The organism is Kitasatospora sp. NPDC015121, assembly GCF_055562955.1.
In genome coordinates this window covers 21210-47199 of record NZ_JBVHEH010000036.1, presented here as the reverse complement: position 1 = coordinate 47199, position 25990 = coordinate 21210, and the positions used below count along the sequence as shown (strand labels likewise).

Annotated in this window: 22 protein-coding genes; 7 read left to right on the top strand and 15 right to left on the bottom strand. The window is 61.1% G+C overall.

Features of this window, described 5'->3' with window-relative positions; genetic code table 11:
• Positions 1–87 precede the first annotated feature (87 nt).
• From ACZ3J7_RS35500 to ACZ3J7_RS35490, 3 genes are all read right to left on the bottom strand, one after another.
• Positions 88–756 (bottom strand): TetR/AcrR family transcriptional regulator, encoded by a 669-nt coding sequence (locus ACZ3J7_RS35500; RefSeq protein ID WP_050794059.1) that lies wholly within the window; start codon positions 754–756, stop codon positions 88–90.
• Complete coding sequence (locus ACZ3J7_RS35495) at positions 749–1387, bottom strand: hypothetical protein (protein WP_003944274.1); 639 nt, start codon at positions 1385–1387, stop codon at positions 749–751. The genes ACZ3J7_RS35500 and ACZ3J7_RS35495 overlap by 8 nt, the downstream gene beginning before the upstream one ends.
• Positions 1388–1515: 128 nt before the next feature.
• Entirely contained in the window at positions 1516–2787 is a 1272-nt protein-coding gene (locus tag ACZ3J7_RS35490) for a hypothetical protein (RefSeq protein ID WP_232509006.1), read from the bottom strand.
• A 443-nt stretch (positions 2788–3230) separates the two neighbouring features.
• Here ACZ3J7_RS35490 and ACZ3J7_RS35485 point away from each other — a divergent pair, with 443 nt between their 5' ends.
• Positions 3231–3695 carry a helix-turn-helix domain-containing protein gene (locus ACZ3J7_RS35485; RefSeq protein WP_003944268.1) on the top strand — a complete coding sequence of 155 codons (465 nt, stop codon included), beginning with the start codon at positions 3231–3233 and terminating at the stop codon, positions 3693–3695.
• Between the two features lie 66 nt (positions 3696–3761).
• Here ACZ3J7_RS35485 and ACZ3J7_RS35480 read toward each other — a convergent pair whose 3' ends face one another.
• Positions 3762–4130 carry a hypothetical protein gene (locus tag ACZ3J7_RS35480; RefSeq protein WP_003944204.1) on the bottom strand — a complete coding sequence of 123 codons (369 nt, stop codon included), beginning with the start codon at positions 4128–4130 and terminating at the stop codon, positions 3762–3764.
• Positions 4131–4373: 243 nt separating this feature from the next.
• On the opposite strand from ACZ3J7_RS35480, the gene ACZ3J7_RS35475 reads away from it, so the two are divergent.
• Positions 4374–5168: a type IV toxin-antitoxin system AbiEi family antitoxin domain-containing protein gene (locus ACZ3J7_RS35475; protein ID WP_003944244.1), complete on the top strand. Its 795-nt coding sequence runs from the start codon at positions 4374–4376 to the stop codon at positions 5166–5168.
• Positions 5169–5255: 87 nt separating this feature from the next.
• On the opposite strand, the gene ACZ3J7_RS35470 is transcribed toward ACZ3J7_RS35475, so the two are convergent.
• From ACZ3J7_RS35470 to ACZ3J7_RS35460, 3 genes are all read right to left on the bottom strand, one after another.
• The gene (locus tag ACZ3J7_RS35470; protein ID WP_003944271.1) at positions 5256–6911 is read right to left on the bottom strand and encodes a hypothetical protein; all 1656 of its coding nucleotides are present in this window, start codon (positions 6909–6911) and stop codon (positions 5256–5258) included.
• Between the two features lie 139 nt (positions 6912–7050).
• Complete coding sequence (locus ACZ3J7_RS35465; RefSeq protein ID WP_003944282.1) at positions 7051–7908, bottom strand: hypothetical protein; 858 nt, start codon at positions 7906–7908, stop codon at positions 7051–7053.
• Between the two features lie 462 nt (positions 7909–8370).
• Entirely contained in the window at positions 8371–10608 is a 2238-nt protein-coding gene (locus ACZ3J7_RS35460) for an FtsK/SpoIIIE domain-containing protein (protein ID WP_003944223.1), read from the bottom strand.
• Positions 10609–11674: 1066 nt separating this feature from the next.
• Between ACZ3J7_RS35460 and ACZ3J7_RS35455 the strand changes: the two genes are divergently transcribed.
• Together ACZ3J7_RS35455 and ACZ3J7_RS35450 are read left to right on the top strand one after the other, a co-directional pair.
• On the top strand, positions 11675–11905 hold the full coding sequence (locus ACZ3J7_RS35455) for a P-loop NTPase family protein (RefSeq protein WP_350834946.1): 231 nt from the start codon (positions 11675–11677) through the stop codon (positions 11903–11905).
• A gap of 72 nt (positions 11906–11977) precedes the next feature.
• Positions 11978–12421 carry a hypothetical protein gene (locus tag ACZ3J7_RS35450; protein ID WP_003944270.1) on the top strand — a complete coding sequence of 148 codons (444 nt, stop codon included), beginning with the start codon at positions 11978–11980 and terminating at the stop codon, positions 12419–12421.
• Between the two features lie 242 nt (positions 12422–12663).
• On the opposite strand, the gene ACZ3J7_RS35445 is transcribed toward ACZ3J7_RS35450, so the two are convergent.
• From ACZ3J7_RS35445 to ACZ3J7_RS35410, 8 genes are all read right to left on the bottom strand, one after another.
• Positions 12664–13344 (bottom strand): hypothetical protein, encoded by a 681-nt coding sequence (locus ACZ3J7_RS35445; protein WP_003944203.1) that lies wholly within the window; start codon positions 13342–13344, stop codon positions 12664–12666.
• A 12-nt stretch (positions 13345–13356) separates the two neighbouring features.
• Positions 13357–15072 carry a peptidoglycan DD-metalloendopeptidase family protein gene (locus ACZ3J7_RS35440; protein ID WP_003944272.1) on the bottom strand — a complete coding sequence of 572 codons (1716 nt, stop codon included), beginning with the start codon at positions 15070–15072 and terminating at the stop codon, positions 13357–13359.
• Positions 15072–17420: a hypothetical protein gene (locus ACZ3J7_RS35435; protein WP_003944264.1), complete on the bottom strand. Its 2349-nt coding sequence runs from the start codon at positions 17418–17420 to the stop codon at positions 15072–15074. Before ACZ3J7_RS35435 ends, ACZ3J7_RS35440 begins: the two co-directional genes overlap by 1 nt.
• Positions 17417–19933, bottom strand: coding sequence for an ATP-binding protein (locus ACZ3J7_RS35430; RefSeq protein WP_003944254.1), 2517 nt, complete (start codon positions 19931–19933; stop codon positions 17417–17419). Before ACZ3J7_RS35430 ends, ACZ3J7_RS35435 begins: the two co-directional genes overlap by 4 nt.
• 16 nt (positions 19934–19949) lie before the next feature.
• Positions 19950–20555 carry a hypothetical protein gene (locus tag ACZ3J7_RS35425; protein WP_003944259.1) on the bottom strand — a complete coding sequence of 202 codons (606 nt, stop codon included), beginning with the start codon at positions 20553–20555 and terminating at the stop codon, positions 19950–19952.
• Positions 20556–20693: 138 nt separating this feature from the next.
• The gene (locus tag ACZ3J7_RS35420; RefSeq protein ID WP_209922981.1) at positions 20694–21014 is read right to left on the bottom strand and encodes a hypothetical protein; all 321 of its coding nucleotides are present in this window, start codon (positions 21012–21014) and stop codon (positions 20694–20696) included.
• Between the two features lie 26 nt (positions 21015–21040).
• Positions 21041–22234: a conjugal transfer protein gene (locus ACZ3J7_RS35415; protein ID WP_209922983.1), complete on the bottom strand. Its 1194-nt coding sequence runs from the start codon at positions 22232–22234 to the stop codon at positions 21041–21043.
• The gene (locus ACZ3J7_RS35410; RefSeq protein WP_182262178.1) at positions 22231–22485 is read right to left on the bottom strand and encodes a hypothetical protein; all 255 of its coding nucleotides are present in this window, start codon (positions 22483–22485) and stop codon (positions 22231–22233) included. The genes ACZ3J7_RS35415 and ACZ3J7_RS35410 overlap by 4 nt, the downstream gene beginning before the upstream one ends.
• 340 nt (positions 22486–22825) lie before the next feature.
• Between ACZ3J7_RS35410 and ACZ3J7_RS35405 the strand changes: the two genes are divergently transcribed.
• Genes ACZ3J7_RS35405 through ACZ3J7_RS35395 form a run of 3 tightly spaced genes read left to right on the top strand, consistent with a single transcriptional unit; the run spans position 22826 to position 25946 of the window.
• Positions 22826–23665, top strand: a complete 840-nt coding sequence (locus ACZ3J7_RS35405) for a sigma-70 family RNA polymerase sigma factor (RefSeq protein WP_209922985.1) — start codon at positions 22826–22828, stop codon at positions 23663–23665.
• On the top strand, positions 23665–23922 hold the full coding sequence (locus ACZ3J7_RS35400; protein WP_182262180.1) for a hypothetical protein: 258 nt from the start codon (positions 23665–23667) through the stop codon (positions 23920–23922). Before ACZ3J7_RS35405 ends, ACZ3J7_RS35400 begins: the two co-directional genes overlap by 1 nt.
• Before the next feature lie 23 nt (positions 23923–23945).
• Positions 23946–25946, top strand: a complete 2001-nt coding sequence (locus tag ACZ3J7_RS35395; protein ID WP_209922987.1) for a cutinase family protein — start codon at positions 23946–23948, stop codon at positions 25944–25946.
• Positions 25947–25990: the final 44 nt, after the last annotated feature.

The window sequence follows — 25990 nt, the reverse complement described above, 5'->3', positions numbered from 1 at the left end:
ACGTGGATACGACAGTTCCTTGAGTTCCTGATGCGTACCCTAGAAATACGTTGCATTGGAACGTCTTTCGTAGGTGATGCAGTTCGGCTAGTCCGGGTTGCCGGGCAGTCCTTCAAACACGTCCGCTACCCGTGTTTGCAAATTCGGGGAGCTGACGTCAATCGACTGGATTTGGGCGCCGCCGATGAACGTCGCGCACACCTGATCGGACAATCGGTGGCTTGCGCCGCCGGCCCTTATCTCGCCAGCCTCGATGGAGCGGACAACCAATTCATCAATACTGTTACGCCACTTCCGGTATGCGCTCTTCCCCTCAGCGAGGGAGGGTTCTACAGTGAGAAGCAACCCAGCACGCAGACCAGGGTCGGCATCGATGCGGTGCGCCACCTCGCTGCAGAACCGCACCAACTGGCGGCAGGGGGAACCATCGCCAGGTTCTCCGAGAGCCGCATACTCCTCATCCACCATAGCGGACCATCGTTCGATAACCTGTTGTGCCAGTTCTTCTTTGGAGGGAAAGTGAAAGTATAGTGCACCTTTGGTGACGTTCCCGTTTTCAATGATGGCGTTGATGCTTGCCGCGGCGAATCCGCAAGCATCGAATTGGCGGGCAGCAGCGTCGACGATTTTCTCGCGAGTAATCTCCGACCGTTTTTGCCGTAGCTTTCCTTTGCCCGCGCGCCCGACGTCGGACGGGCTGGGCGAATGAATATGACCTGGACTCAACGGCTCTGATTGGACGATGGTTTCACGCATTCCCTCTCACTTTCAGCAGTGGCTTCTCGCTGCATCCTGCAGAAACAACGGAGGCGTTGGCAATCTGCCTATTGTCAGCATTGGTGCACGATTGTGCCGATCGGAGGCCCGCCTGAGCTGACTCTGTCCTCGTAACCCATTCTCCGATTGCAGTCAAAATCCAACTTTTGGACACCTCGCGGTCGACGTCCACTGCCGATGTCAGTGCCTCGAATGCCAGCGTGACGGCGACAGAGAAATCGGGGTGCGAAGTGTCCGTCGCTTCCAGCGCGATGTCGTTGACGGCAGAAAGTGCGAGGTGCAGCGCGTCCGCTGAGACCACCGCCGGGTCTTCTACCAGCACTGCAGTGGATTGGTATGCCGATATCCAACCCTGGGGGTCTAACGGATGCTGAGCGGAGGCGCGGCACATGCGGGCAACCTGCTCCAGTTCGGAGATGATCTGCTCGGTCAGGATCGGGCCGAGTCTGCCGGTCAGCCCCCACTGCGAGTCGAGGAGGTCCGCGAACCATTGCCAGCGCATCGATTCCGGTGCGTCATCGAGAGCGAGCTCGACTGTTCCGGCAGCAAGACACATCACGGCGTCGCCGGGTGTCATGGTGTTGAGTGCGGAGGCGAATGTCGTGTTCATGAGCAAGGTCCCGTCTGGGCTCTCAGGTCGAGACCGGAGATACCTGTATATGTAAGGAACGATCTATTCGTAATGCACTGTCCTGGCATGCTTTTCAGTTTTCAACGGAAATATTGCCGAGAATCGCTTCAGCCGCTATCAGCGATGTCGATCGGGCGCACGTATCCCTGCGGTTGATTCCCTCCGTCCGCCTTTCGCTGCGGCGGACCGCCAGCGTGGCCGTGAACGAATTCCTTCGTGCCGGTCCCTGAAAGGGGTCGACCGCGCAGCCGCGATGCCTGTGCGGGCGAAGGCGACAGCGACTGCGAGCACTGCTTTGCATCGTTGAAATGTTGATCAACTCCGAACAATCGACCAGTAATATTGGGGCGCAACATGTCTCGAGTGGGTTGATGGCGAATGATTCGACCACCAGTTCCTACTCCGGGGCGCCGCTTACTCAGAGTGCGCGGCAGATGGCACGCAGGCCGGATCGGTGTCGCTCCATTCTTATGCCCTGACAGAGAATCAGGCAACAGAACTCGGCCGTTCCTCACGTCGAGCACGACCGTCGCGCGAGCGCTCGATGTCGCCTCTTCCGGCGATTCTTCGTCGAGCAAGATCGGCTCCAGCTGCTGGCCCGAGTGGGCCTCGACAGGAGGCAGTTCGTCAGATTCGTCACGAACAGCGAGGACTTCAGCGGTCGTTTCCTGCGGGCCACTCTCTTCTGTCGATGAATCGCTGTCGGCAGCTGCATCGCGCGCCAGTGCGCGCCGGTAGCGGCTCAATTCGGTGACTGCCGAGTCATATTTGATGGAAAGCGTTGCAGCGAGCTCGGCAGGAGACCAACCTTTCTCGAACGCAATGCGCACGATCTCGCGTCGCTCGCAGAAGCGCAGTGGCATCTGTTCTCCACCGAGCCGGCGAATCACGACTGCCTCGTCAACGGGAACAGCTCCCGCTCCCTGGCGTGGTTGAACTCGTTCCTGACTCCGTGCCTTGGGGTTGTCGATTTCGTCGTCATCCCATCCGAGTGGCGGTACGACGCCGGCGGCGCGGGATTGTTCACGAATTTCGGCGTCCGGGCCCGGGCGCATGGACAGCTCGTCGTAGATGCTGTCGATCGCCTTCCATAGGCCACTTGGGATGAGGCTCTTGGTCGGCATCCCGGTGACGACGTTGATGTCGACGCCGAGACGCGCTGCCAAGAGTTCGTCTCCATAGCCCATTGCATTGAGTGCGCGTAGGCGCCGGTGCGCTCCCACTGCGGGGGTGAGATCGCGGCCGCGGCTGGGGTGGAAGGTGATGGAAAGTACGGCGTCGACGACACGTTGGGGTGCTGACGTCGTGGACGTCTTGCGCAACGCCCGGATGGTTGCGATGGGCAGTGTTGCGAGTTGAGCGATCAGCTCGGTTGTCATTCCCGCGCACATCAGAGCATTGAGGTGGTAGCGAACGTTTGCGAGGTCGACTGATGTATCGACGTGACGGGCAGGTGTCCAAGCCTGCCCGTCACGTCCCCCTGAACCCGATTGTCGCGATGTCTGGAACCACCCGTCGTCGCGACTGGGTGTAGTAGACCGGGCGGGGATTCCGGCTGTTTTCAGTCTAGCTACCGACGCTTGGCGTGCAGGGGAGCGGCAGTCGCGTCGGCTGCTGGGAATTTCGGACGTGCGCTGTGGTGCGGCGGTGCTGGTGGTCATCGAAGACTCTTTTCCGTCTGGCGGCTGGTCAGACCGCTGGTTCGTGGGAACCGTGGTGCGCTTCGGAAATTCGCTGGTAGCACGCGAGCAATCAGGCAATGTTCGTTTATCTTGCCACAGTATGCCCGCATGCTGTGACGGTATGCAACTATGCTGATTCCATGACGACCGTGACGCGACGAATTCTCAAAGGTTTCGACCCAGCCGCGTTGATCCGAGCAAGGACGCTCCGCAAGCTCACCCGGAGCGATCTCGCGCGGATTGCATCGGTCAGCCTCAGCGCACTCGGCAACTGGGAAGCCGGGCGAGGAACACCGCAGGTCGACACTCTCGCTCGCGTCGCCGCAGCACTGGAAGTGCCCATGGAAACCCTGATCCCCATCCCCGAGAAAGATCGGACGCTTGCCGACCTTCGGAACATCGCGGGAATCACGCAGCCTCAACTGGGCAAAGCCACCGGTATCAGCACCACAGCAATCGGCGCTCTGGAGCGTGCCGAAGTGCGTCTGGCCGCCCTCGAACCGACGCGTATCGATGCACTGATTCAGTCGCTGAACACCACAAGAGCGGGATTTGAACGTGCGTATGCAAATGCGAAGAACAGACCGCCAGGAACCCCGGCGTAGTGCCGCACACGCTTCGAAAATTACTTCGAAGGTCGCCACTCTTACCGAAATATTGTGCCGCATTTGCTATTTCACCTGATCGCCCATTCGCAGCCGCTGCTGCCGTCGACGATCCACTGCCTGGCGTAGTCCGCTGATCGCCAGAGCGATCGCTACCGCAAGGACTGCGACAACGACGATGAGCCGGCGAATATCGAGGCCAGCACCTTCCGCGCCTGGAAGGGCCAGCAAGGGCGATTCCGATGCGGCGATGATCATGTTGTGTTCGAGGAGCCAGGCTGTGGCCCTGGCCGACATGGAAGGAAGGGCTCCGACGACGACACCGAAGATCAGTGGGGCTGCCATCAGCAGGGACATTTGATCCGCGTCAGAGAGTCCTGCTGAGTTCGCCGTATTCGGGGTGGTCCGCTGGGGTTCTGACTGACTGTCGAACATGACCGATCTCCTCGTGTCGCCGGAATTGGGCTTCTACGAGTAGGAAGATCCGGTGGAGGCGTCCTGTGTGACACGCGTGGGCAAACTATTTTCGGAACCTGGGTGTCGCACGTGACGGACGCGAGGCGTCGATACGTCCTGCCGCGTTTTTTGCGTTCGACTATCGGCCACACGTGCAGCAACTGTCACCAAAACTCAATGATAGGTCGTCAAAAATTACACTTAGAGCGATATTATTGATGCATGAAAGGTGATGATCGGCTCCTGGCACTGGCAGACCTCGCCCAAGAACAGTGGGGCATGTTCACCTCAGCCCAAGCCGCCGAGTCCGGCGTAAGTGCGCAACACCTCAAGCGGCTGGCAGACCGATTCATCCTCACCCGCATCAGGCATGGCGTGTACCGGCTGACAGGGACGCCGATTCACCTCACCGATCACGTACGCGCCCAATGGCTTGCACTCGACCCGACACGCTCGGCAGCAGAGCGCATCAACAGTGCCGATCCCCGCGGGGTCGCCTCTCATCGAACGGCCGCCGACTTGAGAGAACTCGGTGACATCGATGCCGACATTGCAGAATTCACCGTCCCGCGGCGGCGCAATACACGCAGCGACGGAGTCCGTTTCCACGTCGCCGCGCTGGACCCTACGGACTGGTCCCTACTCGACGGCCTGCCGGTCACGACGACAGCAAGGACGATCGTTGACCTCGCTTCCTCTCGCACAGACGGTGGACACCTCGCGGGAGTGGTGTGGGATGCACTGCGCACCGACCAGGTCTCGCGAGAACAACTGGAGTCCGAACTGCGCCCATTCGCGCACCTCTACGGCGCCCCCCTCGGCGACGGAGCGGGGTTCGTCGCCGCCCTCATCGACGACGTCGCCGCCTCGAACCTGATGGCCATACCGACCGAGGCACTGCAAGAGAAAGCCGCCACCACCGGCGAGGACGCGCACAGGCACGGTGTCCTGAATATTCTGCGTGATCCTGCTCTACCTGCCGCGATTCGTGCACTACGGAAACAAGGAATTCTATAGTGTCACAACATTATTAGACGTCAAAAGCACTTCATAGCGCGGCGCTGTCAGACCGTCGACATTGCTGCGGCACGTGGCGCGAGGAGGTTACTCGAGGAGGTCTGCCACGTGTCGCCCGTCCGTCCCACCGACGAGTTTGAGATTCAGACCTGCGCGCGACGCCAAGGATAATGCGCCGATGCCGTCGGTCAGAGCGGCGTGGGTGATGCGGTCGAGCCCCGCTCCGACAAGTGGGGCGGCCGTCCGCAATGTTGCTTGCAGTGCAACAGAGTTAGTCGAACCGCCGTGCATCAGCAGGTTTCTCTGTCGATAGAGGCGCCGCATCGCGGTGGTGATGTGTTTGGAGACGTCGTTGAGGGTGCGGCGAGGATCTTTCACGACCTGGTTCATGCGTTCCTGGGCGGCGATATCCGTCGGCCGTGTCAATGCCAGCGACCGACCAGATTTGAGGGATTCCGCTACCAATAGAGCCCTCTCCCGATTGGAGGCGGCAGAGGCAAGTGCCAGCGCAAGCCGGTCCGGTTCTTCCGGGTCATGGCGGTGAGCCAAGGAGGTCAATTCACCACGAGGCCATGAACATGCCACCAATGCGGCCATACGATCGGCAGCGACGGAGCCCCGGTCTCGGGTGTCGTCACCGTCGGCGGATGAGATCAGCAAGGCCTCGATGGCCGCCCATCCCCCGGAGATGGCAGGGCCGGGGGATCCGAAGTTCAGCGATGCGGCAAGTTCGAGTGCGTCGTCGAGAGCTGTCGGCTCAGCAACGTCGTATACCCGACGCTCGGCCTGTAGGGACAGCACGAACGCCCCACGCCCGTGTTCGCGGCGCAGTTCGATCTTTTCAGTGTCCGTGCCGCTGCTGACCCAGACTGTGCCCAGCGGCAGCGGGATCTTGTGGCCGCGGGTCCGTTTGCGGGTGTAGCCGCTACGCGCAATCAGCCGATCGACGGTCTCGGCGACAGCGTCGGCTGCGCCGAAGGTGTCTCGGGTCTCCACTGTGTAGAGGAAGCCTCCGCACGTGAGGATGCCTCCTGGAGACTTCGTCTTGTCCTGAATCCACTCGTTCACCTGCCCAGCGGTGCGCCACTGCGGCAGATCCTGCGCCAACTCCATCTTGGGCAGCGCGATGAATGGGACCATTACCTCGAACGAGTGGGCACTGCCGTGGGCCAACGCTCCCGCAGAATCGAGCAACTCGGCCAGGGAATGACCGCCGTACACATGCCCGGAGACCCAACGATGCAGAAAACCCATGCTGTATCCGCAGTCGAGGAGATGCGAGGCAACGGCCCGGGCTAACCGCTCTGGCGAGGGCCGCGAGGATCCCTGCACCGCCACAGCCCAACGCGCGATGTAACCGTCCTGCACCAGATCCGTCAGCTGAGCCAGTGTTCGGTGATGGCGGCTTCCGTGCGGAACTCCGGATCGGAGAGTGGCTCGCAACTGCGTGCGCAGTTCCTTCTCGCCGACGCCCCGATCGCGGCCGGCGAGACGTTCGATATCGTCTGCCAGCCAGGAAACCGCGCTCGTCGAAAGCACGTTCCGCTCGCGCCAACGAGACGCTTCGTCGAGTTCGCGCAATGCCAGAACCGTTCCGGTATCCCAGAGTCGGCGCTGCCAAGGCGAGGTGTCGGAAAAGAAGTCCAACAACCGCACGAAGATGTGCGCGGAATACGGATCAGCGTCCGCACCCTGCGATGCGGCGATGATATGCACGGTGACTGGATCGAGAGGTTTGCTCACCGGAATATCTTCACGTAAACTTCGAGACAAGCGAAACGCTGCAATCTTGAGCAGGGGAATAGTCCTTCGGGACTATTCCCCGCTTTTTCGTTCTCAGCATAGAACATATGTTCGAGGTTAGTTCTGTGTGTGGCAGCGGTTAGGTCACGAGTGCTGAACCAATAGCGAAGGTCCGGTCGGCCAGTTCTTGCCCGTAGACGGTTGCGATGTTGGCCGCGACCGGGGCCCACGCAGTGCGGAACCATTCCAAGCCGCGTTTGAGGCCTTTCGACATCACGGTATCGAGGTCATCGAGAACGTCCTCGACATCGCTGGGGTCGATGTTCGGATGTGCTGGGGCGGAGGCGATGTCGCTGCGAAGCGTGCGCACTAGCTCCACGGCTTCCTCGATGGTGACGCCTTCGGTGTTGTTGACGGTGACGGTGTGGTTTTGCCCGCCGACGACTTGGCTGCTGATGGTTCCGTAGTTCTCGGCCGAGTAGTTCGTGACGTGGTTCGAGACGGGCACCGGCATCGCAGCATCCTCGATCGGGAAGGAACTGCGTAAGGCTCGGTGGCCTTTCGGGGTGAGTTCGGCATAGGTGAATTCGTTATTGGCGTTGCGCTGTCCCGTGATCAGCCTGCGGTCCGCAAGGTCATCGAGAGCCAATCCGACTTCCTGATGAGTGAGAGCGCCGGTGAAGTCTTCACCGTCCGGCCCGCCGACGATGCCAGTGAAGTGTCCGGTGCGCGCGATCGAGGACAGGACCTGGCGGCGTGCGAATTCCTCGCGGTACGACTCAACAGTGTTGCGGGCCCGCATCTTACCGACAGTGGTGAGATGAAAATCGTAGCTGCCGTCGAGGGTGTAGGTGTCTTCGACCAATTCAAGATTTTCGAGTTCGTCGTACACGAAGCGGGCATCGTCATATGGGCAGACCTGTACTGGAAGGGCAACGGCTGGATCGTTGTCGGCCAACCAGCGCAATGCGCGCATAGCGCGAAAGGAGATGCTCACGTTGTGCTCCGTCGTGATCGCGTCGTGCCTGAGTTGGCGCGACGATTCGACACTATCGGCCGCATGTGACATGCATGCTGGAGCAGACGACAGAGGGCTCCGCGTGCACGGACGCCGTTGGCAGTCACAGACACTTTCCGCGATAACGACGACACCGAGAAAGCCGCACGGCCGTCGCGACCGCCCCTACATCCCAATTTCGTCGTCCCACCTGGGTGCGGCTCGATTGCGCACAGGCTGTTTACACGTTGTCTTACGGCTTCCGGTAAGCGAGAACGCGGGAATTCCGAGCGCAGTTAGTACTTGTCGAATACCAAGACCAAGTCGAGGTGGTGCGGTCACCGCTTAACAACGCAACCGCACCGCACCGCATCGCAGGGCAGGGCAGAGCCAAGCCCGCGCCCGCATCAATGCCAGCCGTTCGGCTGCACGGCAGTGGGTGCCGGCCGAGCTCGACAGAGGTCACGCCAGCTCAGGTACCTGAACAGGCTTGCGAATCGAGACGTACGAACTGTCCGGAATCGCAAGATCGCCCATCTCGTCGGTGTCGCTGCGCCAGGTCAACGAGAGCAACGAGTCTTCGATGATGTCGGGCTCGGGTTCGGTGTCGACAACGACCCACTCGTCGGTGTCCTCCATCAACATCAGATCTCCCAGTGCCACGTCAGAGGCGCGAACATCCTGGACCGGTCCGTATTGGTCCTCGTGTTCGTTTCCGCTGCCGAATGCATAGTCCGGTTCCTCGCGTGGAGCCGTATCGTCGACTGCTGCCTTGACGACGGTGAGTCTGGTTCGGGCCTGTTCGACGTTCGACGGTTCTGGTCGGGATTCGGGATCGGAGAGTTTGTCGAGAAACGCCGCCGCATCGGCGGCATCGTTTGTCGCGAACGCCGGCCGGCGGTAGGTGTCGAGGTCGACGAAGTCCGCCATCGCTTGTCGCTTCTTCGGAGTTTCGGACGCCCCCAACAGACCCAACAATGCGGTCGGCGATGCGAGCCGGGGATCGGTCTCGCCATTCATCCGTGCTCGTGTGAGTACCGGGTCGAGGTCAGGCCTGTCACTGGCAAGGACCCAGTCAGCGGCGACGTAGTCGAAATAGGTCAGGGGTGCGGGTTCTGACGTTTCGTCGGAGTCGTCGATGTCTGCCAGAGATTCCGGCGGCACGATGAGCAACCGCGGGTGTCTGGTCACCGCTGGCCGAAGTCTGTCGAGGAGTTCAGCGTCGGGAGTGCCGTCTCGCGTCTTCCGCGGGTCCGGCACGCGGTAGCACTGAATTTCGAGCGCCTGATAGGTGTCCGTGACAGTGGTACCGCGTCCTCGGCACTTGCGCGGAACGCTCGTGCCGATCGACGGCGACTGCCACATCATGACGGCAGCTTGAGGTGAGAGCCGCCCCATGGAGATGCGCATCGCGAAGTTGTCACGCATATCGCCCTTGAAATAGATCGCATCGGGGCGCTGTGTGCCGAAGACCAGATGCACTCGCGACGTACGAGCCTTGCGCGCCATCGATGCCAGCATGTTGAGTACCGGTGGTTCCCTCGGTCCGCCTTTTGGTTTGACCGAGAAGTACCAATCTTCGACATTGCCGCGGAATTCCGCCCACTCGTCGAGGAACACCAGGACCGGTTCGAAGTCCGTTTCCGTTGCCTCGCCCATTTTGATCTTGTCGTAGCGGAACTCCATCAAGTCGCGTGCCCGGTGCACCATCGCAACTTGCTGTTCGATGGACGTGGCGACCACTTGAACATTGGGCCAGTCCTGGAAGCCGAGGAATTCGACGTATTTTCCATCGAGCACCCAGATCGGCCATCCGCGGCGCGAGAAGTTGACCAACAGGTTGTGTGCCGTCACTGTCTTGCCGCTACCGGGAGGTCCGACCAGCATCAGATTCGGATCGATCGCGGGGCGCCACACCACTTCGTTGCCATCTTCGTCGACACCGTATGGGATCTCGACGGAGTCGTAGTTGGCCAACAAATCGACTTCCGGGTCGATGTCCGGGGCGGGCAACCAAATGCTGTCGGGGAACGCGGTGCGTTGCTCGAACGTGACCTCGTCCGTGTGATGGTTCCACTTTGCTCGCCAGCGTCCGGGGAACATCGCATTGATCGCGCGTTCGACACGAGTTCGATAGCCGTCCGAGACGAGCTTCGATCCGATTTCGTGCCGCACCTTCATGGAGGTGACTTCACCTGTCTTGGCATCGACATCGATCGCGGTGACCGTTGCGGTCGGTCCCAGCAGTTGCCCGACGTAGCGTTTTGCACGCGCCACCGCTTCACTGTCGGAGGGCTCTCGTTCCGGTTCCGCCGCGGGTGTGAAGATCAATCGCCGACGGTTGCGGTCGTGTTCTGCGAGGGCGAAGAATCCCCACCCTTGGTCTTCGAAAACCTCGCAGATGTCGTCGACCCATGTGTCGTCGTTGAGCGGTTGCGCCGACTGGTAATAGACAGTGAGTTTTCCCGGCACGCCCGGTGTCCCTCCGCTCCACTTCGATACCGACAACACCGCCCGCGTCGCTTCAGGGAGTCCCATGACAGGGCAGAGCCGTTCGACAACTTCGTCGACGTCGACATCTCGGAGTTGTTTTCTCTTCCCCACAACTCCGGTGTAGACCGCGCCTATCGACAGACCTGCGGCCGCCGGAATGGACAAGGCGGCATACCCGAACAGCGGGGCTGCGGCGCCGACACCCACTGCTGCGCTTCCGAGGCAGAAGCTGTCGCGAACCCAGTTATGCGACCGTGCCGGCAGCGAACTAATGCGTGGGGAACGAGCGAATCGGGCGGGGGCCTTTTCCTGCGCGGGACTCGTCATCGCCGACCCCCGATCACCTGGCGGCGATCGATTCCGGTCTGCATCTGCATGGCGCTCCTCCTGTGGTCGGTCAACCGCGCGCTCGCGCAGCTGCCTCGGATGGTCCTTCTACTCATAGGAAGATCCCGCCGACCGGACCTGAGTGACATCGCGGCGAAAAATCTTCAGAGAAAAATGTCTCTGGACTTTCACTCATGCCAGACCTTCTACCGACGCATCCGGCAGTGCCTTGTATCCGATGCATTACTGAGTGACAGGTTCATGGGAGCCATCCCATCGCCCTCCCACTGCAACTTCCCTTCGCGGAGCCCGCACAACAACTGGCGCTCACTCCAATCGCGAAATAACACCGTCACCCCTTGACACGTGGGTTACGCTCCGAACAGCGCAACGAAGTGAGCATGGATCGGAGCGACCCTCCGCGTAGGGGATAAATTCCCTCCCCGGCAACTAGATCAAATTCGCGCTGTTCAGCTGGTTACGGCCTTGGAAACGAGGGCCCGAACCGGCCCTTGTCTCCTCGTCGCACCCAGGCAGACAACCGCAAAAGTGTCTTCTCCCGATCGCCACCCACGCCCCTCCCATGAGGGAATCAACGTCGCGAGCCTGTCCCTGTCCGGCGTCTGCGATATGTTCGGTGTCGAGTCGTTTCGCGTGACTCCCACCCATGTTCGAGCAGGCGCCCGCATCGTCGTTTCGGCACAAAGTTGGGGAAGGTCCTCCGGATCCGCGGATGCTTTTCGACACTGACCCCTTGATGGGTACATGCGGGGCACCCGTCAACGCGCCCAGTGATCGGAGCACACTCATGGTCTCGAATTCGGCTCGTAAGAAAGCTGCCCGAGAACACCAGCTACTGCACGGCGGGACTTATGCATCGGCGCTCGCTGCAGTGAAGCAGATCGAAGTCTCAGTCCCAAGTCTGTCCTCGTGGACCCTGTCTCGAATGATCGACGACGGAGTACTCGGCGACGGCACCGCAGCATTTCTAGAGCATTGCGTTGCCGTGGGCCGAGTTGTCGTCATCGCCGGACCGATCGGCAGCGGGCGCAATGCCCTGTTGAACGCCTTGGCCAGAGGTATCCGTGAGGATGCACGAGTCGGCATCGTGGCTCGCGGAGGCTGGAAAGGACTCGACGAACTCGTTCCCCGCTTAGGCAATGCTGTCGTTGCCTAAGCTCCCTCAGGGCTCGCTCAATCACTGGATTGGGAGTTCTCGCTGAGTCGGCAACAACTCGAGTACCTGGTCGTGGACGAGATCATCGAGCCTGGTGATGGACATTTCTTTACTCGGTTCGTCTCCGAAAATGTGTGCGGGGCGCTGGCGACGATTCAGGGGCAGACTGCCGACGAGGCCTTATCGCGGATGGCCGCGAACTTCGCGGCACTACCAGTCACAGAGACCACTCGTGTGCGTGCCGACGGAATCGAGGACATCGAAAAGTTCATTCACGAGGTCGTCAACGTCGTCGTTGTCATGAAGCCGGGCGGAGTGCGGGCAGTTCCCACAGTTTCCGAAGTCGCTGCGGTCTCCAGTGGACGAGGGCGCAACGGTCCGACATCGACGGCTCTGCTGACCGAGTCCGATCACACGAGCGACGCAGTGAATGAAGCCGCCAACCTTCTCGGTCCAGCGCGTCGACCTTTTTGGAGGCCAACCAAGGATTGGCGATTCATGAAGAGGTGTCAGTGATCCGAATTCGATCGATGCGCGTTGTTGCCAAGCGGTCGTTCTTGCTGCTCAACGCCAGGTTCCTGCAAAGGGGATGTTGGGTCCGCGATTGTCGTGAGCGCACCTCGCCGGGACTGTGGCAATAACACCGGACGAGCGTCGTTGAGGTGTTTCGACTCCGAATCGGGCCGAATTTCTCGTGTGGCCACTCATCTGCCACGGCGCAGGCTTGTGCTGTGGCAGATGAGTCGACCACTCCTGGCTCATCGGACGGCTACGGCGCTCACACGCCAGACATCGAGTTTGATGGCACTCATGTAGACGGCGAAGGTGTTTTTGCTCAGTTCTTTTCCATCCGGTCCGGTGGCAGTCTGCGTCACTGCTAGAACGCGGGAAACTTTTTCGGGTTGATCAGCAGGGTGTTCGTCGCCGGCGATACTCGCTGTGGCAATGACGATCGCATGGTCGTCTGCCCAGTTCTGCCATTGCTTGCCGGTGATGGGTGCGAGCGCAATGAATGAGTCGGCGTTCGCGGCGTAGTACCTCTCGTCGAGGAGTGGCGCCGCCCGTTGAGCTGCCGCGGATTGGTTTACGTCCTTGCCTGGCGCGTAGGAGAGCATGGTGCGAGCGGCGGCGAGCATGACCGACTGCGCGTCGTTCTCGTTGGCTCCGGCCAGTGTGTCGGGGAGCGCTGGAGGCGGAGTGGTGGTCAGGGCTGGAGGGGCGGTCGGCGGCGACGGAACTGTCGTCGGCGCCGAGCCGGATTGGCTACTTTCAGCGAGGACGTCTGTCGAGGGGAGTGGGGGTACCGTCCACGAGCTGTCGGCTTCGGCGCTCGTTTCCACCGCATGATCTTCGGGTTCGTCGCTTCCTCCGCACGCTGTCAGTACCAATGCGGCAGATGTGAGAGCAGCAAGAGCGAGCGAGCGTTTGCGAGTAATCATGGTGAAGGTTTCCTATCCGAATCGTTTGACGTACATCTCTTCGCCGGCCCAGCCGGAGAGCGGCATGATCGAGACGCTTTTCCCCGATTCCGGGGCGTTGAGCAACATGTCCTGTCCGTTTTCGGTGCCATAGAAAATGCCGACGTGATGGGTGTCGCCGCCTGCGCCGAAGTAGATCAGGTCACCTGGACGCTTCTGGTCGAACGGAATGTCTTGGCCTCGGGAGTCGTACAGCTGGCCGGGATTGGAGTGACTTCCGGTGAAGTGAGGGAGCAAAATTTGGCCACCGGATGCTTGGTAAACCGCGTACAACGTCAAGCCTGAGCAGTCGAAGCCGACCTTGTTCGAATCGCCGTTCGCATCTCCTGCCCCGCCGCCATCACTGATGCCTTTCGTTGGGCCGTTCTGATCTCCGCCTCCCCACGCGTACGTTGTTCCGATCCATTGGGAGGCCGCAGCGATCACGTTCTCTGCGAATGGCCCCCCGGGCTTGAACTGGGGTCCACCGGGGTTCGAGGTTCCAGGCGCGCAGGCGCCGCCATCGATGATCGTTGTTGCGCCGCCACCCTTGACGATGTCTGCCAGCTCCTGCGGCGTCAGGTCTTTGCCTGAACCTTTGAACTGCGAAGCTAGTTGCCGAGCGAGCGTTTCGTCGTCGGCGTATGCCTCAGGGTGGGCCGATCCCTGCACGGTTTGGGCGGCGACGGTGACTGGCATGGTTTGCCAGCCCGAAACTTTGAGCAACGCGTCAAAGAATTTGACGTTCGCCGTGACGGGGTTCATCAACTCTTCCGCGGTGCCCCAGATGCCGACTTGCTGTTGGTATTGATTGACCGAGAGGTGATCGCTTCCGACGCCGTCGTGGGGATATTGCAGCGACTCGGGCACGTTGGAGCTGGCGAGCATTCGATAGGTCGATTCCTGGCTCATGGTGGCCAGGGCAACCACGATTCCTTGATCAGGAACGGCCATGGACTCACCTATGGCGACAGCCTGTTTCGCCAGCGCTGTTTGGCTGGCGTTGAGACCGCCCGTGCCGGCGGGGGTGGATTTCGCCACCAACTCTGCGTCGGGCTGAGCGGGGACGGAGGCTGCTGCCGGGGAGGCGGTTCCTCGTTGCTTGAGCCAGGGAACCGGGTCCACTCCACCGCCCATCGACCATTGTCCTGGGTAGATACCGAAGTGCAGGTGCGGGCCGCTGGACTGTCCTTCGCTGCCGACTTTGCCGATGAGTTGGCCTGCGGTGACCTTGTCGCCGGCTTTGACGAGCACTCCTGCTGCGGTCATGTGTCCGTAGAGAGATTCGACGGTCTGCCCATCGATGGTGTGCCGGATGCGGATCCAGTGTCCGTAGCCCGAGGCCGGTCCGGCGACGACGACTTCGCCGTCGCCTGCGGCGTAGAAGGGGGTATCCAATGGGGCGGCGTAATCCTGTCCGTCATGCATTCCGCCTTCTCGCATGCCGAACGGCGAGCTGATCGTGTACGTACCTTCGGCCATCGGAACTGCCAGCGATCCAGGTTTCAGACCTACCAAGGATCCGTCTGCACGAATGTCGGTACCGGTCGGCTGTCCGCAGGTGGTGTCCTCACCGGTGAGGGACAAGATGACGAGAACCGGCGCCATCAACACGACCATGCACACGATCGGCACGGAGATGAGGATCCACCACCACTTCTTCGACGAACTTTCCGAATCAGGGGACGGTGGTGCCGCCAGGAGCGTCATCAGCGCGGCCGCCGGGTCAGCGAGCTCGGCTGCGGGGTCCTCGCGTTACCTGCTCCTGCTTGAGCTGCCGCCGCAATCAGTCCTGCGGTTCTCGAGCCGGAACCGGTGGGAATGTTGACGGCGGGAACAACTGGAGCAGCTGGCGGACGTGCAGGCGCGGCGGTTGGCTTCGGTGCCTTCGGAGCGCGGGTAGGAGTAGTAGGCAACAACAGCGGTGCGCCGGAATCGGTGGTGAATTCGCGGAAAGCCCGACCGTCTGGTGCAACGGTCTTCGATGCTGAACTGCGAACTTGTCCGCGCTCCGGAGCAAGCCCCGACGGTGCTGTGGCGATCGCCTTCTTGATGCCCGGTTTGTCTGCAACAGCCGCCTTCGAAAGTCGACTGCGTACCGCGGCCGCCGCGCTATCCGTACCGGTTCCACGGCTCGGTGAGCTCGTAGAGGACCGTGAGCCCGAGGACTGTGAACGGGCCATCGTGGCCGGGTCGGAGAGATTGTCGATCGACTTCTTGGCCTTCTTCGCTCCAGAGACTGCTTTCGTGCCCGCCCAGACTGCGGCAGCGACGCCTCCCGTTACCGCAGTCGATGTCGCTGTGCCAGCTACTGAGCCAACGGCTTTGGTTGAAGTAGTCGCCTTCTTCGCGATCTTGCCTGCACCCTGGACCGTGGCCTTGCCGCCACGGTAGATCTGTCGGCCCTGTGCAGCCATCAACGCGATATCGCGGCCCGACGTCGGGGTAGATCTGGTGATGGATGTGGGTGCGGCATCGGGGCGCTTCGCCAAAATCGACGCCAGGCTGTCCGACATCCGTTGCAGACCCTTGATCGCGCGGCGGAAGAGGAGGAGCGCGATGATCAGGAAGATGTCGACGAAGAAGACGGTGCGGATGAGGTTCGATTCGTCTGAAGCGAAAAGGTCTTGGACGACGAGCACGTATCCGACCAGGAAGACGATGGAAAACATCATCTGCAGCAGCGCCATCGCGACGTTGGCGATTGTGCGCCAAAACTGTCCACGCATCGACGGCGCGATGGCGACGACGATGCCAGGGATGGATTTGATGGCGTTGCCGATCGACACCCCGGCCGCGAGTACCAGCCTGCCCGCCAGGTAGATCGCGAAGGCCATCAGCAGGGTGCCGGCGAAGATCAAGAAGAGCAGGCCCATAGCTTGACCCGGGCCAGGGTTGTCGGCGTATTGCTTCATCGGACCGTCATCGCCGTCGCATGCCGCGATCGCGTCTTTGATGCGGTCTTCGGGCTTGTCGTCCGGGTTGATCAGGTCCAGGGCTGCCCCCGCGCCGGGAAGAATGTCACCGACCTTCTCTTGCACCTTGTCCATGACCCCGGGCCCGTCCGGGGTTGCGGCGTACGCCTCGTCGAATTCTTTGACGCACTTGCCGTTGTTGTCCGGCGCATCGAGGACGACACCGAAGTTGATCAGTTGGGTGGGTTGACGCAGGAAGGTATCTACGAGGGTCGATTTGATGGTGTCGATCTGTTGATCGGCGTTGCCGCTGGTGTTCCCACCGTTGGCCAGTCCCGACGCGACTTCGAGTCCGGCATCGCGTGCAGCGAAAACGAGGCCGTCGTTCCCGACGACACGGTCGAGCGGGTTGGCGAGGAATCCGACGGCCGCGGCCGCGATGACGCACGACATGAGCAGTTCGTAGATGCCGGTGGAGAAGCGGCCGCGTACGAACCACACGGCCACGCTGAATCCGGCGATCGTCAACATCAGTGGGGTGAGCGCGAATTGGTCGGTGATCGAAGTGACGGAGTCTGCGATGGTGCGGATCGGCGTGAGAATCATTTCGATCCAGTCGAAGGACAACGCGTAGGTGATGAACCAGATCGCGGTCGCCATCAGGAATCGGAAGATCTCGTATTCGAGGGTGATGATGTAGGCCCAGATCATTCTCCAGCCGCCGCCCATCGAGGCGTTGCCCTTGTCGATCGAGAGGAAGTAGCTCCAGGCGTCGATTCCGTGCGTGTCCTTGAGTGCCATCCACGCGAAGAACGGTGATGCACCTCCTCCTCCGCTGGGGTCTGCGGCCGCGGGCGTTGCGAAAATCAGCAATAGCGCACCAAGGGCGTGCCATCCGGCGGCCGCCCGAATGAGCAGGCGGCTCCACCAGCGTGACCACAGCCAGCGAGAGATCGGTTTGCTCGCGTACATGATGACGACCAACCAGGATTCGGGAATCCAGGCTTTGGCGAGCCTGCCGGCGAAGTGCAGGAGCCAGCGCAGTGAGTGTGTGACCGCGGCGCGGACGCTGAAGTACTCGCGGGCTTCGGGACGGCCCTCGACAACGTCCTGGTCGAGGGGGTGCGCCGCGGTCGAGGTCATGCCTTCACCAGCTTCTTGTTGTCTTTCGGGGTGGTCAGTGCGGCTTCACGGCGCGATTCGGTGGCGGGGAGAAGTGTCTTGATGCGGCCGACGTTTCCCCCGCCGTCGCGCATGTAGCCCTCGCCTCGGCGATGCGGCTCGACGTAGCCGTCCTGGCCTGTGACCGGCGCTGTCTGCTCCGTGAGCTCTTTGACCAGGTCTCGGTTCTCTGGGTCCAGGCCCAGCCACTCGATCGCGCGCTTGGCGAGGCCTTCGTCAGTGTGGCGATGAACAAATCGGGTTTTGATGAGGCCACGAAGTTTCGGTGTTCCGAAGGCGCAGTCCTGATCACCTAATCCCACTGCTGCAGAGGACTTTCGGCCTTGAAGAACGAAATCTTCGATGATGTCGATACCGTCGTCGGCATTGAGAAGGTGATGGGCTTCGTCGACGAGGAATAGCGCCATCTGATCGGAGTCGGCGAAGCACTGCCCGCGGGCGATCTTCGCGATGAGTGTGTAGACGGCGTGACCGAATCGTTTCTCGAGCGGCAGATTGTCGTACAGGTGCTGCTTCTCTGTCTGCAGCTGGGTGGGGAGCTCGACGCGGTGGGTTCGGAAGATGATCGCGGGTGCGGTGATCGGCAACGCCGGCAGATCCTTCGCGAAGAGCGCTGCGGCATAGCTCAATCGGGCGTAGACGTTCATCTCTTCGCCGAGGTCGTGGGCGCCGGCGATCAGGCAGTCGTCGGAGAGGAGGTGCTCGGTGAGCTCGCCCAGCCCTGCGTAGGGGTGACTGGTGCGATAGGACGGTTCGAGCACCTTGGCCAGCGCCTTGCCGTGTGTTGATGTCGGCTGGATTCGCAGCAAGGCCAGCATCACCGATTGCGTCATCTCCGCCGCGATGTTGGGCGGGAAGATCCGCAGTGGGTCGGTGCTGTAATCGGGTTCGACCAGATCGACGATGACCGCATCAGTGACCGCCCGAGCCCAGTTGGCGTATTCGCCGAGGTCACTTTGATCGATGCCGATGACCTGGCCGCCGCAGTCGACGACGTGACCGGCGATCACCTTCATGGTGACGGACTTTCCGGATCCGAGCTCCCCGGTGACAGCCCACGAAGAGGACTGGTCCCGGAGGGACTTACCGAGTATGTCGTTGAAAACCGCACCGATCCGGGCTGCCGTGATGTTGAGTGCCAGCAGGGGTCCGGAACTGTCGCCCAGATCGTTGCGAGTGAACGGCATGTAGGCCGCGAAATGTGTCGAGGTGGTGATGTGCCCGAATTCGCGCACGATCTTCGACGTCGGAACGCCGGGAATCATTGCCCACCACAGGTCCTCTTGAAAACCGAGCGGCGCGACCAGCTTGTAGTCCTGATGTTCAAAGGACTTCTTCACTGTTTGGGCATCAGCGAGGGCCTGCTCTTCGGTCGACGCGCCTACGGCGAAAAGCGCTGTCCAGGCGACTTCGACCTCGTCACGGTTGGTTTCGAGAAGCGAGCTGTACTCGGTCAGTGCAGAGGCTGCGATATCAAGGGCGCCCTGTCCACCTGCCAGCTCGCCTTCCCGCTGCTCGTACTGTTCTTTGAGGTTTTCCAGCGCACGCTTGTTCGCGCGCATCACGTCAGCGCCTGCTGTCACCTTGAGTCGAGCAACGAAATCGACGTCGATGTCTCCGAAGTCGTCGGCCAGGGAAAAGAATTCCGAGCCGGGAAAGAGGACACCACCGGAGGGCATGTCCGCTAGCGCGAGAATTACTTGGTACGACGCGGGTCGATCATCGATGTCGTAGGGCTGATCGATCTTGAGAACTCGACTGAATGTGGGGACCTTCGGACGCCACCAAGTCGTGGGCTCATCACGATCTGATTGCGCGCCTTCGTCGAGTCGTGCTGGGGCAAGAGCCGCTCCCGATTTCGGGGAAGGCGTGGACGCGGCGCCAGGCATGTCTCGATCGACATGGAGGCCGCGGCTCATGGAGTGCTGCCAGAGCCAAACCATCTGCGCTGGCGTTGCCGGCCGAGCCCCGAAGACTGCGGGGATGTCGGCGATGATGAGATCCGCCTGACGAATTCGCGCCCGTACCTCGTCTTCGGGGACGGAAGTTCGAGGGAGTCCGATGAAGTCCGACAGCGACGACCATGCCGCGTGCGTGGCGGCTTTTGCTTGTCCGGCGAGTCCTGTCGTTGTCAAAGGGATGCTCAGATAGAACACTCGTTGGCCGGGGCGATAGAGCTCGATGGAGTCGAGGGTCGCCTCGCATTCGATCGCCCAGTCTGTGTGGACATCGAGATCAACGCCCTCGGTCATCCTCGCCACGACCGCTTCCGCACTCAGCGACGACGCGATGCCCATCAACATCGACTCGCCGGGCAGCGCGCGCACCAGCATCGTGTGCAGAGTCCGGGCGGTGCGCTTGTCGACGTTGGGTCGGTAGCCGTAGTCCATCCCGCTCAGTACGTAGTCGGCCCACACGACACCGGATTTCGTCCACCGGATATTTGCTGCCATCGACAGAGTTGGCTGTTCCATTGCGGCGAATCGCTTTCTACTCGGAGTTTCCGGCGTTGGCCAGCGCAAGGAGTTCCTTGACGCTCGAACGGCCGGGGCGCGGGGCGGGATCGTTTGGTGAGAGGGCGGGCAGTTCCTGTGGTCGCGACCGAGTGCCGACAGCGTTGTGTGCGACCGGCACAGATTCAGAAGGGGATTCGGGTTCCACAGCAGCGACGAGTTGGTCCTCGATGCGCGGATCGGCAGTGATGTAGCCGCCGGCGTGAACAAGGTGCGGTGCTCGGATATTCACGCGTTTGCCGTTGATCTTCAGCTTGGCCTCAGGCGATGCGAAGACGGCCTTTTTGACCCCTTGAGCGACAGATGCCGGGCTGCGGCCGGCCAATCGGAGCTTGCCGACGACGAACACCGTGCCGCCACAGCATGCAACGAAAAATCCGACGTTCCACGTGATGCTGTCGCCGAGCCACAACGGATGCAGGAGCCACAGGATTGCTCCGACAGCGGCGCCACTGACGGCTTGAGGGACTGTGTAGGGGCCGAAAGGAAGCTTCTTACCGTCGGGTGTGCGGCCGATCAGCTGAGGAATACTTCGAGCTGTTGTGAAGTCCTTGATGACTTCGACGTTGTTGTCGTCGTTCATGCGTGCACCGACTCGCGTGAGGAGTTCTGTCGGTGTGCTCGTGTGGTCGCGTCCGTTGCCGCGGTGGTTACCACGGACATCTGCAGTCCTCCTTGTCAGGGTCGGTGAAGGGCGATTCGACTGGTCTCCGGTCGCCGTTTACACCGGCAGATCCAGACTCGGGTCCGGCGCTTCTACGACCTGCACGACAGAGATGGCCAGGTCCTCTCCGGTTCGGTCCTTGAGGGAGTCCATGTTGAAGACAACCCAGAGCGCTGCAGCACCGATGAGGGCGGAGACGACCAGCCGGGCGATCGTGAAGGACTGCATCAAGTTCCGGAGAAGGAAGTACAGGACCAGGCAGCTGGCTGCAGATTGGAGGGCGACCTTTCCGTTGTTGGTCAGCTCTCCGATCTTGTCGAAGACACCGGCGGCGACGATCGCGGTGTTGGGGTCAGCGGCGGCGAGTGCGATGAACATGATGGGTCACCTTTCGGTTCGAGGAGTCAATTTCCTGAAGGGGAAAACAGTGGGACTTCGCCGACAGCTGGAAGCGACGATCCGGGTGTTTGGCTTGGCGCGGGAGCCTGAGCCGGCGCTACGGATGTCGATGCGGAAGTCGACGGAGCGCTCTTCGGAGTCGACGGGGACGGGGCGCTCGTGGTCGACGAATTGACTCCGCTGCGAGGAGCAGTAGCGGCAAAGAGCGGCGTTGAATCGATGGCGCTGACTTCCCAGCGACCGCCGCGGGAAGTCATCGTCAGCGCGTACTGACCGTTGACAGATTCGGCGTCGGTGATCTTCAAAGATGCAGTGATCAACAAGCGCACAACGTCGCCATCTGAACGCGGTGCCGCCGAGTTCGACGCACTGAGATCGACCGAGGAGAGCACATCGGTGAGTGCGATGCTGCGGTACGGCGCCGGGACGATCGGCGCGATGGAAACCCCCGGCGTCAGGTAGCGAGCAACCTCGCCGTTGCCTGTCAGAAGTGCGGCGAGGAACTGGTTGGCCGACGTTCCGATCGGGTGATTCGCGACGCGGAACTTATATCCGAGTTGAAGGTCTACAGCTGTCGACGGCTGCGCAACTTCGGAAGGAAGTGTGGCGGCGCGCGCACCGGATTCGGTCACAACAACAGGAACTTGGAAGTAGCGCCGAACGATTGTTGCGGAGGCATCGTTGGCGGGGCGTACCGAGACCGATACCGTCACGGCGTAGGTTCGTGCGTCGCGATCGAAGACAATTGATGCGATGGCGGGGTCCGTCGCAACGTAGAGCGCAGATGCCGGAATATTCGGTGGCGTGGCAACGAACCGTTCGATCTCACGCTCGTTTCCTCGGCTTCCTTGAAGCCACGCCACGACCAGTTGACGGGCTACATCTTCGGCTTGGGCTTGTGCTGCGGTGTCAATGCTTTGCGCTTCGTTGTCAGTTGCTTTGACGACTGCCGGAGTTGACGACGAGCCGAATACGACGAGCAGCAGTGAGACAATTCCTGCGACGAGAGCGGCGATGATCGCACCGCGAATTGCGCGTGTAGTCCACTGCTGACGAAGGCCCCACTGGACTCGCTCTGCGCGCACACGCTCCTCTACTTCATCGACGATCGTCTCGGTGGAATCGGCGGTTGCGGAACCATCCTGCTTCGGTTTCGGAGTGCGCCCGAAGTTGTTGATCTTCTTCCAATCAATGTTCATCGGATACCTGCCTCGGACGGCTGCTCTGACGAGTCGAGTTCTGATTCGCCATCCGGGATGTCGGCGCTCATTGCCCGCGCAAGCGCTGCACGAGCGGCCGGCACCTCTGCGAATACCAACAACGAGAGCGCGGCGCTGGCATCTTCGTCGAATGGGTTTCGTGTGAGAGCCGCAGCGACTCGACGGATCTCCTCAGCAATGGCATGGGCGTAGCCGAGATCGTGCAGTAGCGCTTGCATCGAGTCGTGCATCCGGTCCTCCTGGCGACTGGCGAGTGTGAAAGCCGCACCGAATTTGTGGGCTTCTACTTGTAGGAAGATCCGGGCGCGAAGACCTGAGTGACAGAGCTCGCCAAACTTTTTTCAAAGTTTTTTCCGAGCGCGGCCAGGTGCTTGTTGCCAGAGGTTCAAACGTGCACGTCGATGCCTTCGATGCACGCGCATCCACTCACGGCAAAGCGCGCGGCAACAACATCTCCGGCAACAACAAACACTCCCCTGGCAACAACAAACATGCAGGTCAGAGGCAATATAGGGCTGCTCTACTGGGCGCGAGACCAACCTCGCACGCGCACAGAGGAGACCCGTGGAAATGTCCACCCACGCAGCAACCGCACCCAGCCATTCGTCGTCCGCCCTGCCGTCCCACGACGCGACTCGAGGCGACCTCTACAGCCGCCTGAACACCGAATGGATGCAGCTGTGCGCACGACCCTCAGCAGCGGCAGAGGTGCTCACATGGTCGGTCAATCAGCCGGCCTTGAAGCAGGTGCAAGAACTCAACGACTTGGCTGGCGCCCATCGCCTCGATCGCGACGCCGTACTGCTGGCACTGTTGACCCTCCACCAGGAGGGCAGCGTTCTCGCGGGGCGAGCGCTGTTGCAGCTGATGCTCGGGAAGTTGATCTCGTTGACCCGTCACGCGCGGGTGGCCGGCTTCGATTCCTACCACGCTTACGACGAGCGTGCGGCCACCACAATCGCCACTTTCATGTCATTGATAGCCGAGTATCGCCCGTCCGGCGAGAACATTTATGCAGCTCTCTTTTTGCGGACTTTGAAGAAGATCGCACACGAGAACACCTTTGCCGGTGAGATCCCCGCGTCGGATCTGATGGATCGTTCCGATGCTCCTGAGGCGGAAACCGAGAACCCATTTCTCGCCCAGGACTTGCTCGCTTGGGCTGTTCGGAACGGAGTCATCACCGGCACCGACCGAGCTTTGATTCAGCGCGCATATCTCGACCAGACCGACACCGATCTGACATCGATCGCGGCTGAGATCGGCATGACCTCGGCCGCACTTCGTCAGCGGCTCTATCGCGCTGTGTCGAAGATTCGGAACAGCGTAGGAACTTCGAATCAGACGTCGGATCATGCGCGCTTCGCCCGTGCATCGCGCAGCGCCCGGCCGATCGAACAGGCTTTGTGATGACTCGAACTCTCGACGCAGTTTCGTTGCTGGTGTGCTTCCTGATCGCTGGCTTCGTGATGAAGGAATCGTCCCTTCTTTTCGAGACTGCTGGAAGTTTCGACGCAGCGCTACGTATCCCTTCCGTGAGTCATCCCGAACTTTTGGGACAGCTGATGTCGCTCGCTCACCGCGCCGTCTTCACGGTCGTCGACCTTCTGCCGAACACCGTGACCGCACATTCGGGCAGCGGTCTTTCCACTTTGCCCTCGCTGTAATCGATGACGAAAAGAGATCTGTCATGACGACCATCGCTTCCCCATCTACCGACTACCGACGCGCCCGTTCGGTAGGTTCGGCGGCCCTTCTTACAGCAGCCGTGGCGTCAACTCTGCTCACGATCTCAACGCCGGGGACCGCTCATGCCGCACCGGCTTCTGCAGGCTGCCCCACTGCGGAGGTGGTCATGATGACGGGGACGTTCGAGACAGATTCGGGAGCAGATTCTTCGGTGGCGACGGGCCTTCTCAAGCAAGTGACTGATCCGCTTGTTCAGCAGTTCGGAAGCTCCATCAAAGTCACTTACCCTGCCTACGAAGCATCCGCGTTCAACAAGGGCAAGACTTACGGAACGAGTAAGGCCACCGGAATAGAGGCTGCCGCGAAAGTCATGCAGACCCGGGCAACGGAGTGCCCTAGTACTGTTTTCGCTCTCGGTGGTTACAGCCAAGGGGCGGATGTCGCGGGCGATCTGACGTGGCTGATCGGGCACGACAAGGGTCCGATTCCCGCGGAGAAGCTGATCGCGGTCGGCTTGGTTGCCGATCCCCGACAGAGTCCGAGCGAGGACAACACTCTCGTCGGTCCAGCTGTCGACGGAGTCGGTATTGCGGGGGCGCGGCCAGGCGGATTCGGAAAGACAGCCTCGGTAACGCGGTCGTACTGCGCACCTGACGACCTCTACTGCTCGACGAACAGCAACAAGGACGGGTTACTTGCCGGTCTCGGCCGAGTACTTTCACAGCCCCCTACTGCATCCGGTCCACAGCAGAGTGATGGCTCTCAGCCCAACACAGCGACCCTGCAGAACGCCCTGGTTTCGGACTACTCGAAGGTTGATCTCCCGGGCCTTGCCGGCAACGTCGACACTCTGCAGAAGCAGCTCCAGTCTGGTTCTCCCGACCTCGCCAGCGTGAGCGCAGCGGCATCCGACATTGCAAACACTCTGGTCCCTGTAGCGGATACGACCAAGTGGGTGACTCAGAATCCCGCCGTCGAACAATCACTCAAGTCAGCGGACGCATCGACGCCCGAGTTCACGGCCGGCAAGATCGTCGAGACGGTCAAGGGTATCGATGTGGCCGGCGCATTGAAGGCCGCCGATTCGATAACGAAGGCAGTCCAGGGAGCCACAGGCGCGGCGCAGGTGCCGCAGTTGCAGGCTTCCGTCGATGCTCTCGCCAATCAGGTTTCACCTTTGACGTCCACCCCGGCGGATGGGCTCTCCGTTGCCGCGAACGCGCTCTCGATCATCAAGCCGAGTGTCCTGATCGATCAGGTCACCCACATCGGGACGAATGCCTTCGCATTGGCCAACAACATTCCAGCTGTCGCCGACATCTTCACGACTCGGATCCCGCAGATCGTTCTCGATCCCGCGCTCGATCCCATGGCGAAGGTCAAGGCGGTGCACGCCGAGTTCGACCGAATCAATGTTCTCTTCGAACCACTCGTCAAGCTCGCTGCAGGACTGGACTACAAGACCGCAGCATCACTCATCGCGATGATCCCCGACCCGTCCGGTACCGCTCAGATCGTGTCGATGATCGTCGGACTCGTCGGCAACCTCGATATCATCGGTTTGGCCAACTCCGCCGGCGAACTGCAGAAGCAGCTCTGGCACGCGATCGAAACCGGCGATGTCATCGGAGCCGGTCTGGGTGCACTCCCCCACATCCTCGACTTCGCGAAGATCGCGGTAGGCACGCTCGGGGGTGGACAGAAGACTGATCCGGCCAAACTCGGAGCAGCGTCCGCATCGTCGGCGACCGGCCAGCAGCTAACTCAGCAGTCCCAGACAGGGGACCTTGGTGGGCTCGCTTCGAATCTCACCGCGCTGGCAGGTTCTGACGGCGCCGATGCACTGGCACAGATCGGGACTGAAGGACTGAAGTTCGCTTCGTTCATCGGTTCCGGAGCTCACCAGAGCTACGGAGAAATGGTCATCGACTCCGCTGGAACGACCGCCCTCCAGGATCTGACCAACCACTTCCGCGACGCGATTGCGAAAGTGACCGCCTGACTCCCCTGACCTCAACTCTGCACAAGGTCAGCAGTCAAACAATG

Bases quoted from the DNA above. Each gene is read 5' to 3' on its own strand.
- ACZ3J7_RS35415 (WP_209922983.1), bottom strand. From the start codon at position 22,234: ATGAACATTGATTGGAAGAAGATCAACAACTTCGGGCGCACTCCGAAA.
- ACZ3J7_RS35485 (WP_003944268.1), top strand. From the start codon at position 3,231: ATGACGACCGTGACGCGACGAATTCTCAAAGGTTTCGACCCAGCCGCG.
- ACZ3J7_RS35395 (WP_209922987.1), top strand. From the start codon at position 23,946: ATGACGACCATCGCTTCCCCATCTACCGACTACCGACGCGCCCGTTCG.
- ACZ3J7_RS35490 (WP_232509006.1), bottom strand. From the start codon at position 2,787: ATGACAACCGAGCTGATCGCTCAACTCGCAACACTGCCCATCGCAACC.
- ACZ3J7_RS35475 (WP_003944244.1), top strand. From the start codon at position 4,374: ATGAAAGGTGATGATCGGCTCCTGGCACTGGCAGACCTCGCCCAAGAA.
- ACZ3J7_RS35455 (WP_350834946.1), top strand. From the start codon at position 11,675: ATGATCGACGACGGAGTACTCGGCGACGGCACCGCAGCATTTCTAGAG.
- ACZ3J7_RS35480 (WP_003944204.1), bottom strand. From the start codon at position 4,130: ATGTTCGACAGTCAGTCAGAACCCCAGCGGACCACCCCGAATACGGCG.
- ACZ3J7_RS35430 (WP_003944254.1), bottom strand. From the start codon at position 19,933: ATGGAACAGCCAACTCTGTCGATGGCAGCAAATATCCGGTGGACGAAA.
- ACZ3J7_RS35495 (WP_003944274.1), bottom strand. From the start codon at position 1,387: ATGAACACGACATTCGCCTCCGCACTCAACACCATGACACCCGGCGAC.
- ACZ3J7_RS35420 (WP_209922981.1), bottom strand. From the start codon at position 21,014: ATGTTCATCGCACTCGCCGCCGCTGACCCCAACACCGCGATCGTCGCC.
- ACZ3J7_RS35500 (WP_050794059.1), bottom strand. From the start codon at position 756: ATGCGTGAAACCATCGTCCAATCAGAGCCGTTGAGTCCAGGTCATATT.
- ACZ3J7_RS35410 (WP_182262178.1), bottom strand. From the start codon at position 22,485: ATGCACGACTCGATGCAAGCGCTACTGCACGATCTCGGCTACGCCCAT.
- ACZ3J7_RS35445 (WP_003944203.1), bottom strand. From the start codon at position 13,344: ATGATTACTCGCAAACGCTCGCTCGCTCTTGCTGCTCTCACATCTGCC.
- ACZ3J7_RS35425 (WP_003944259.1), bottom strand. From the start codon at position 20,555: ATGAACGACGACAACAACGTCGAAGTCATCAAGGACTTCACAACAGCT.
- ACZ3J7_RS35435 (WP_003944264.1), bottom strand. From the start codon at position 17,420: ATGACCTCGACCGCGGCGCACCCCCTCGACCAGGACGTTGTCGAGGGC.
- ACZ3J7_RS35440 (WP_003944272.1), bottom strand. From the start codon at position 15,072: ATGACGCTCCTGGCGGCACCACCGTCCCCTGATTCGGAAAGTTCGTCG.
- ACZ3J7_RS35400 (WP_182262180.1), top strand. From the start codon at position 23,665: ATGACTCGAACTCTCGACGCAGTTTCGTTGCTGGTGTGCTTCCTGATC.
- ACZ3J7_RS35405 (WP_209922985.1), top strand. From the start codon at position 22,826: ATGTCCACCCACGCAGCAACCGCACCCAGCCATTCGTCGTCCGCCCTG.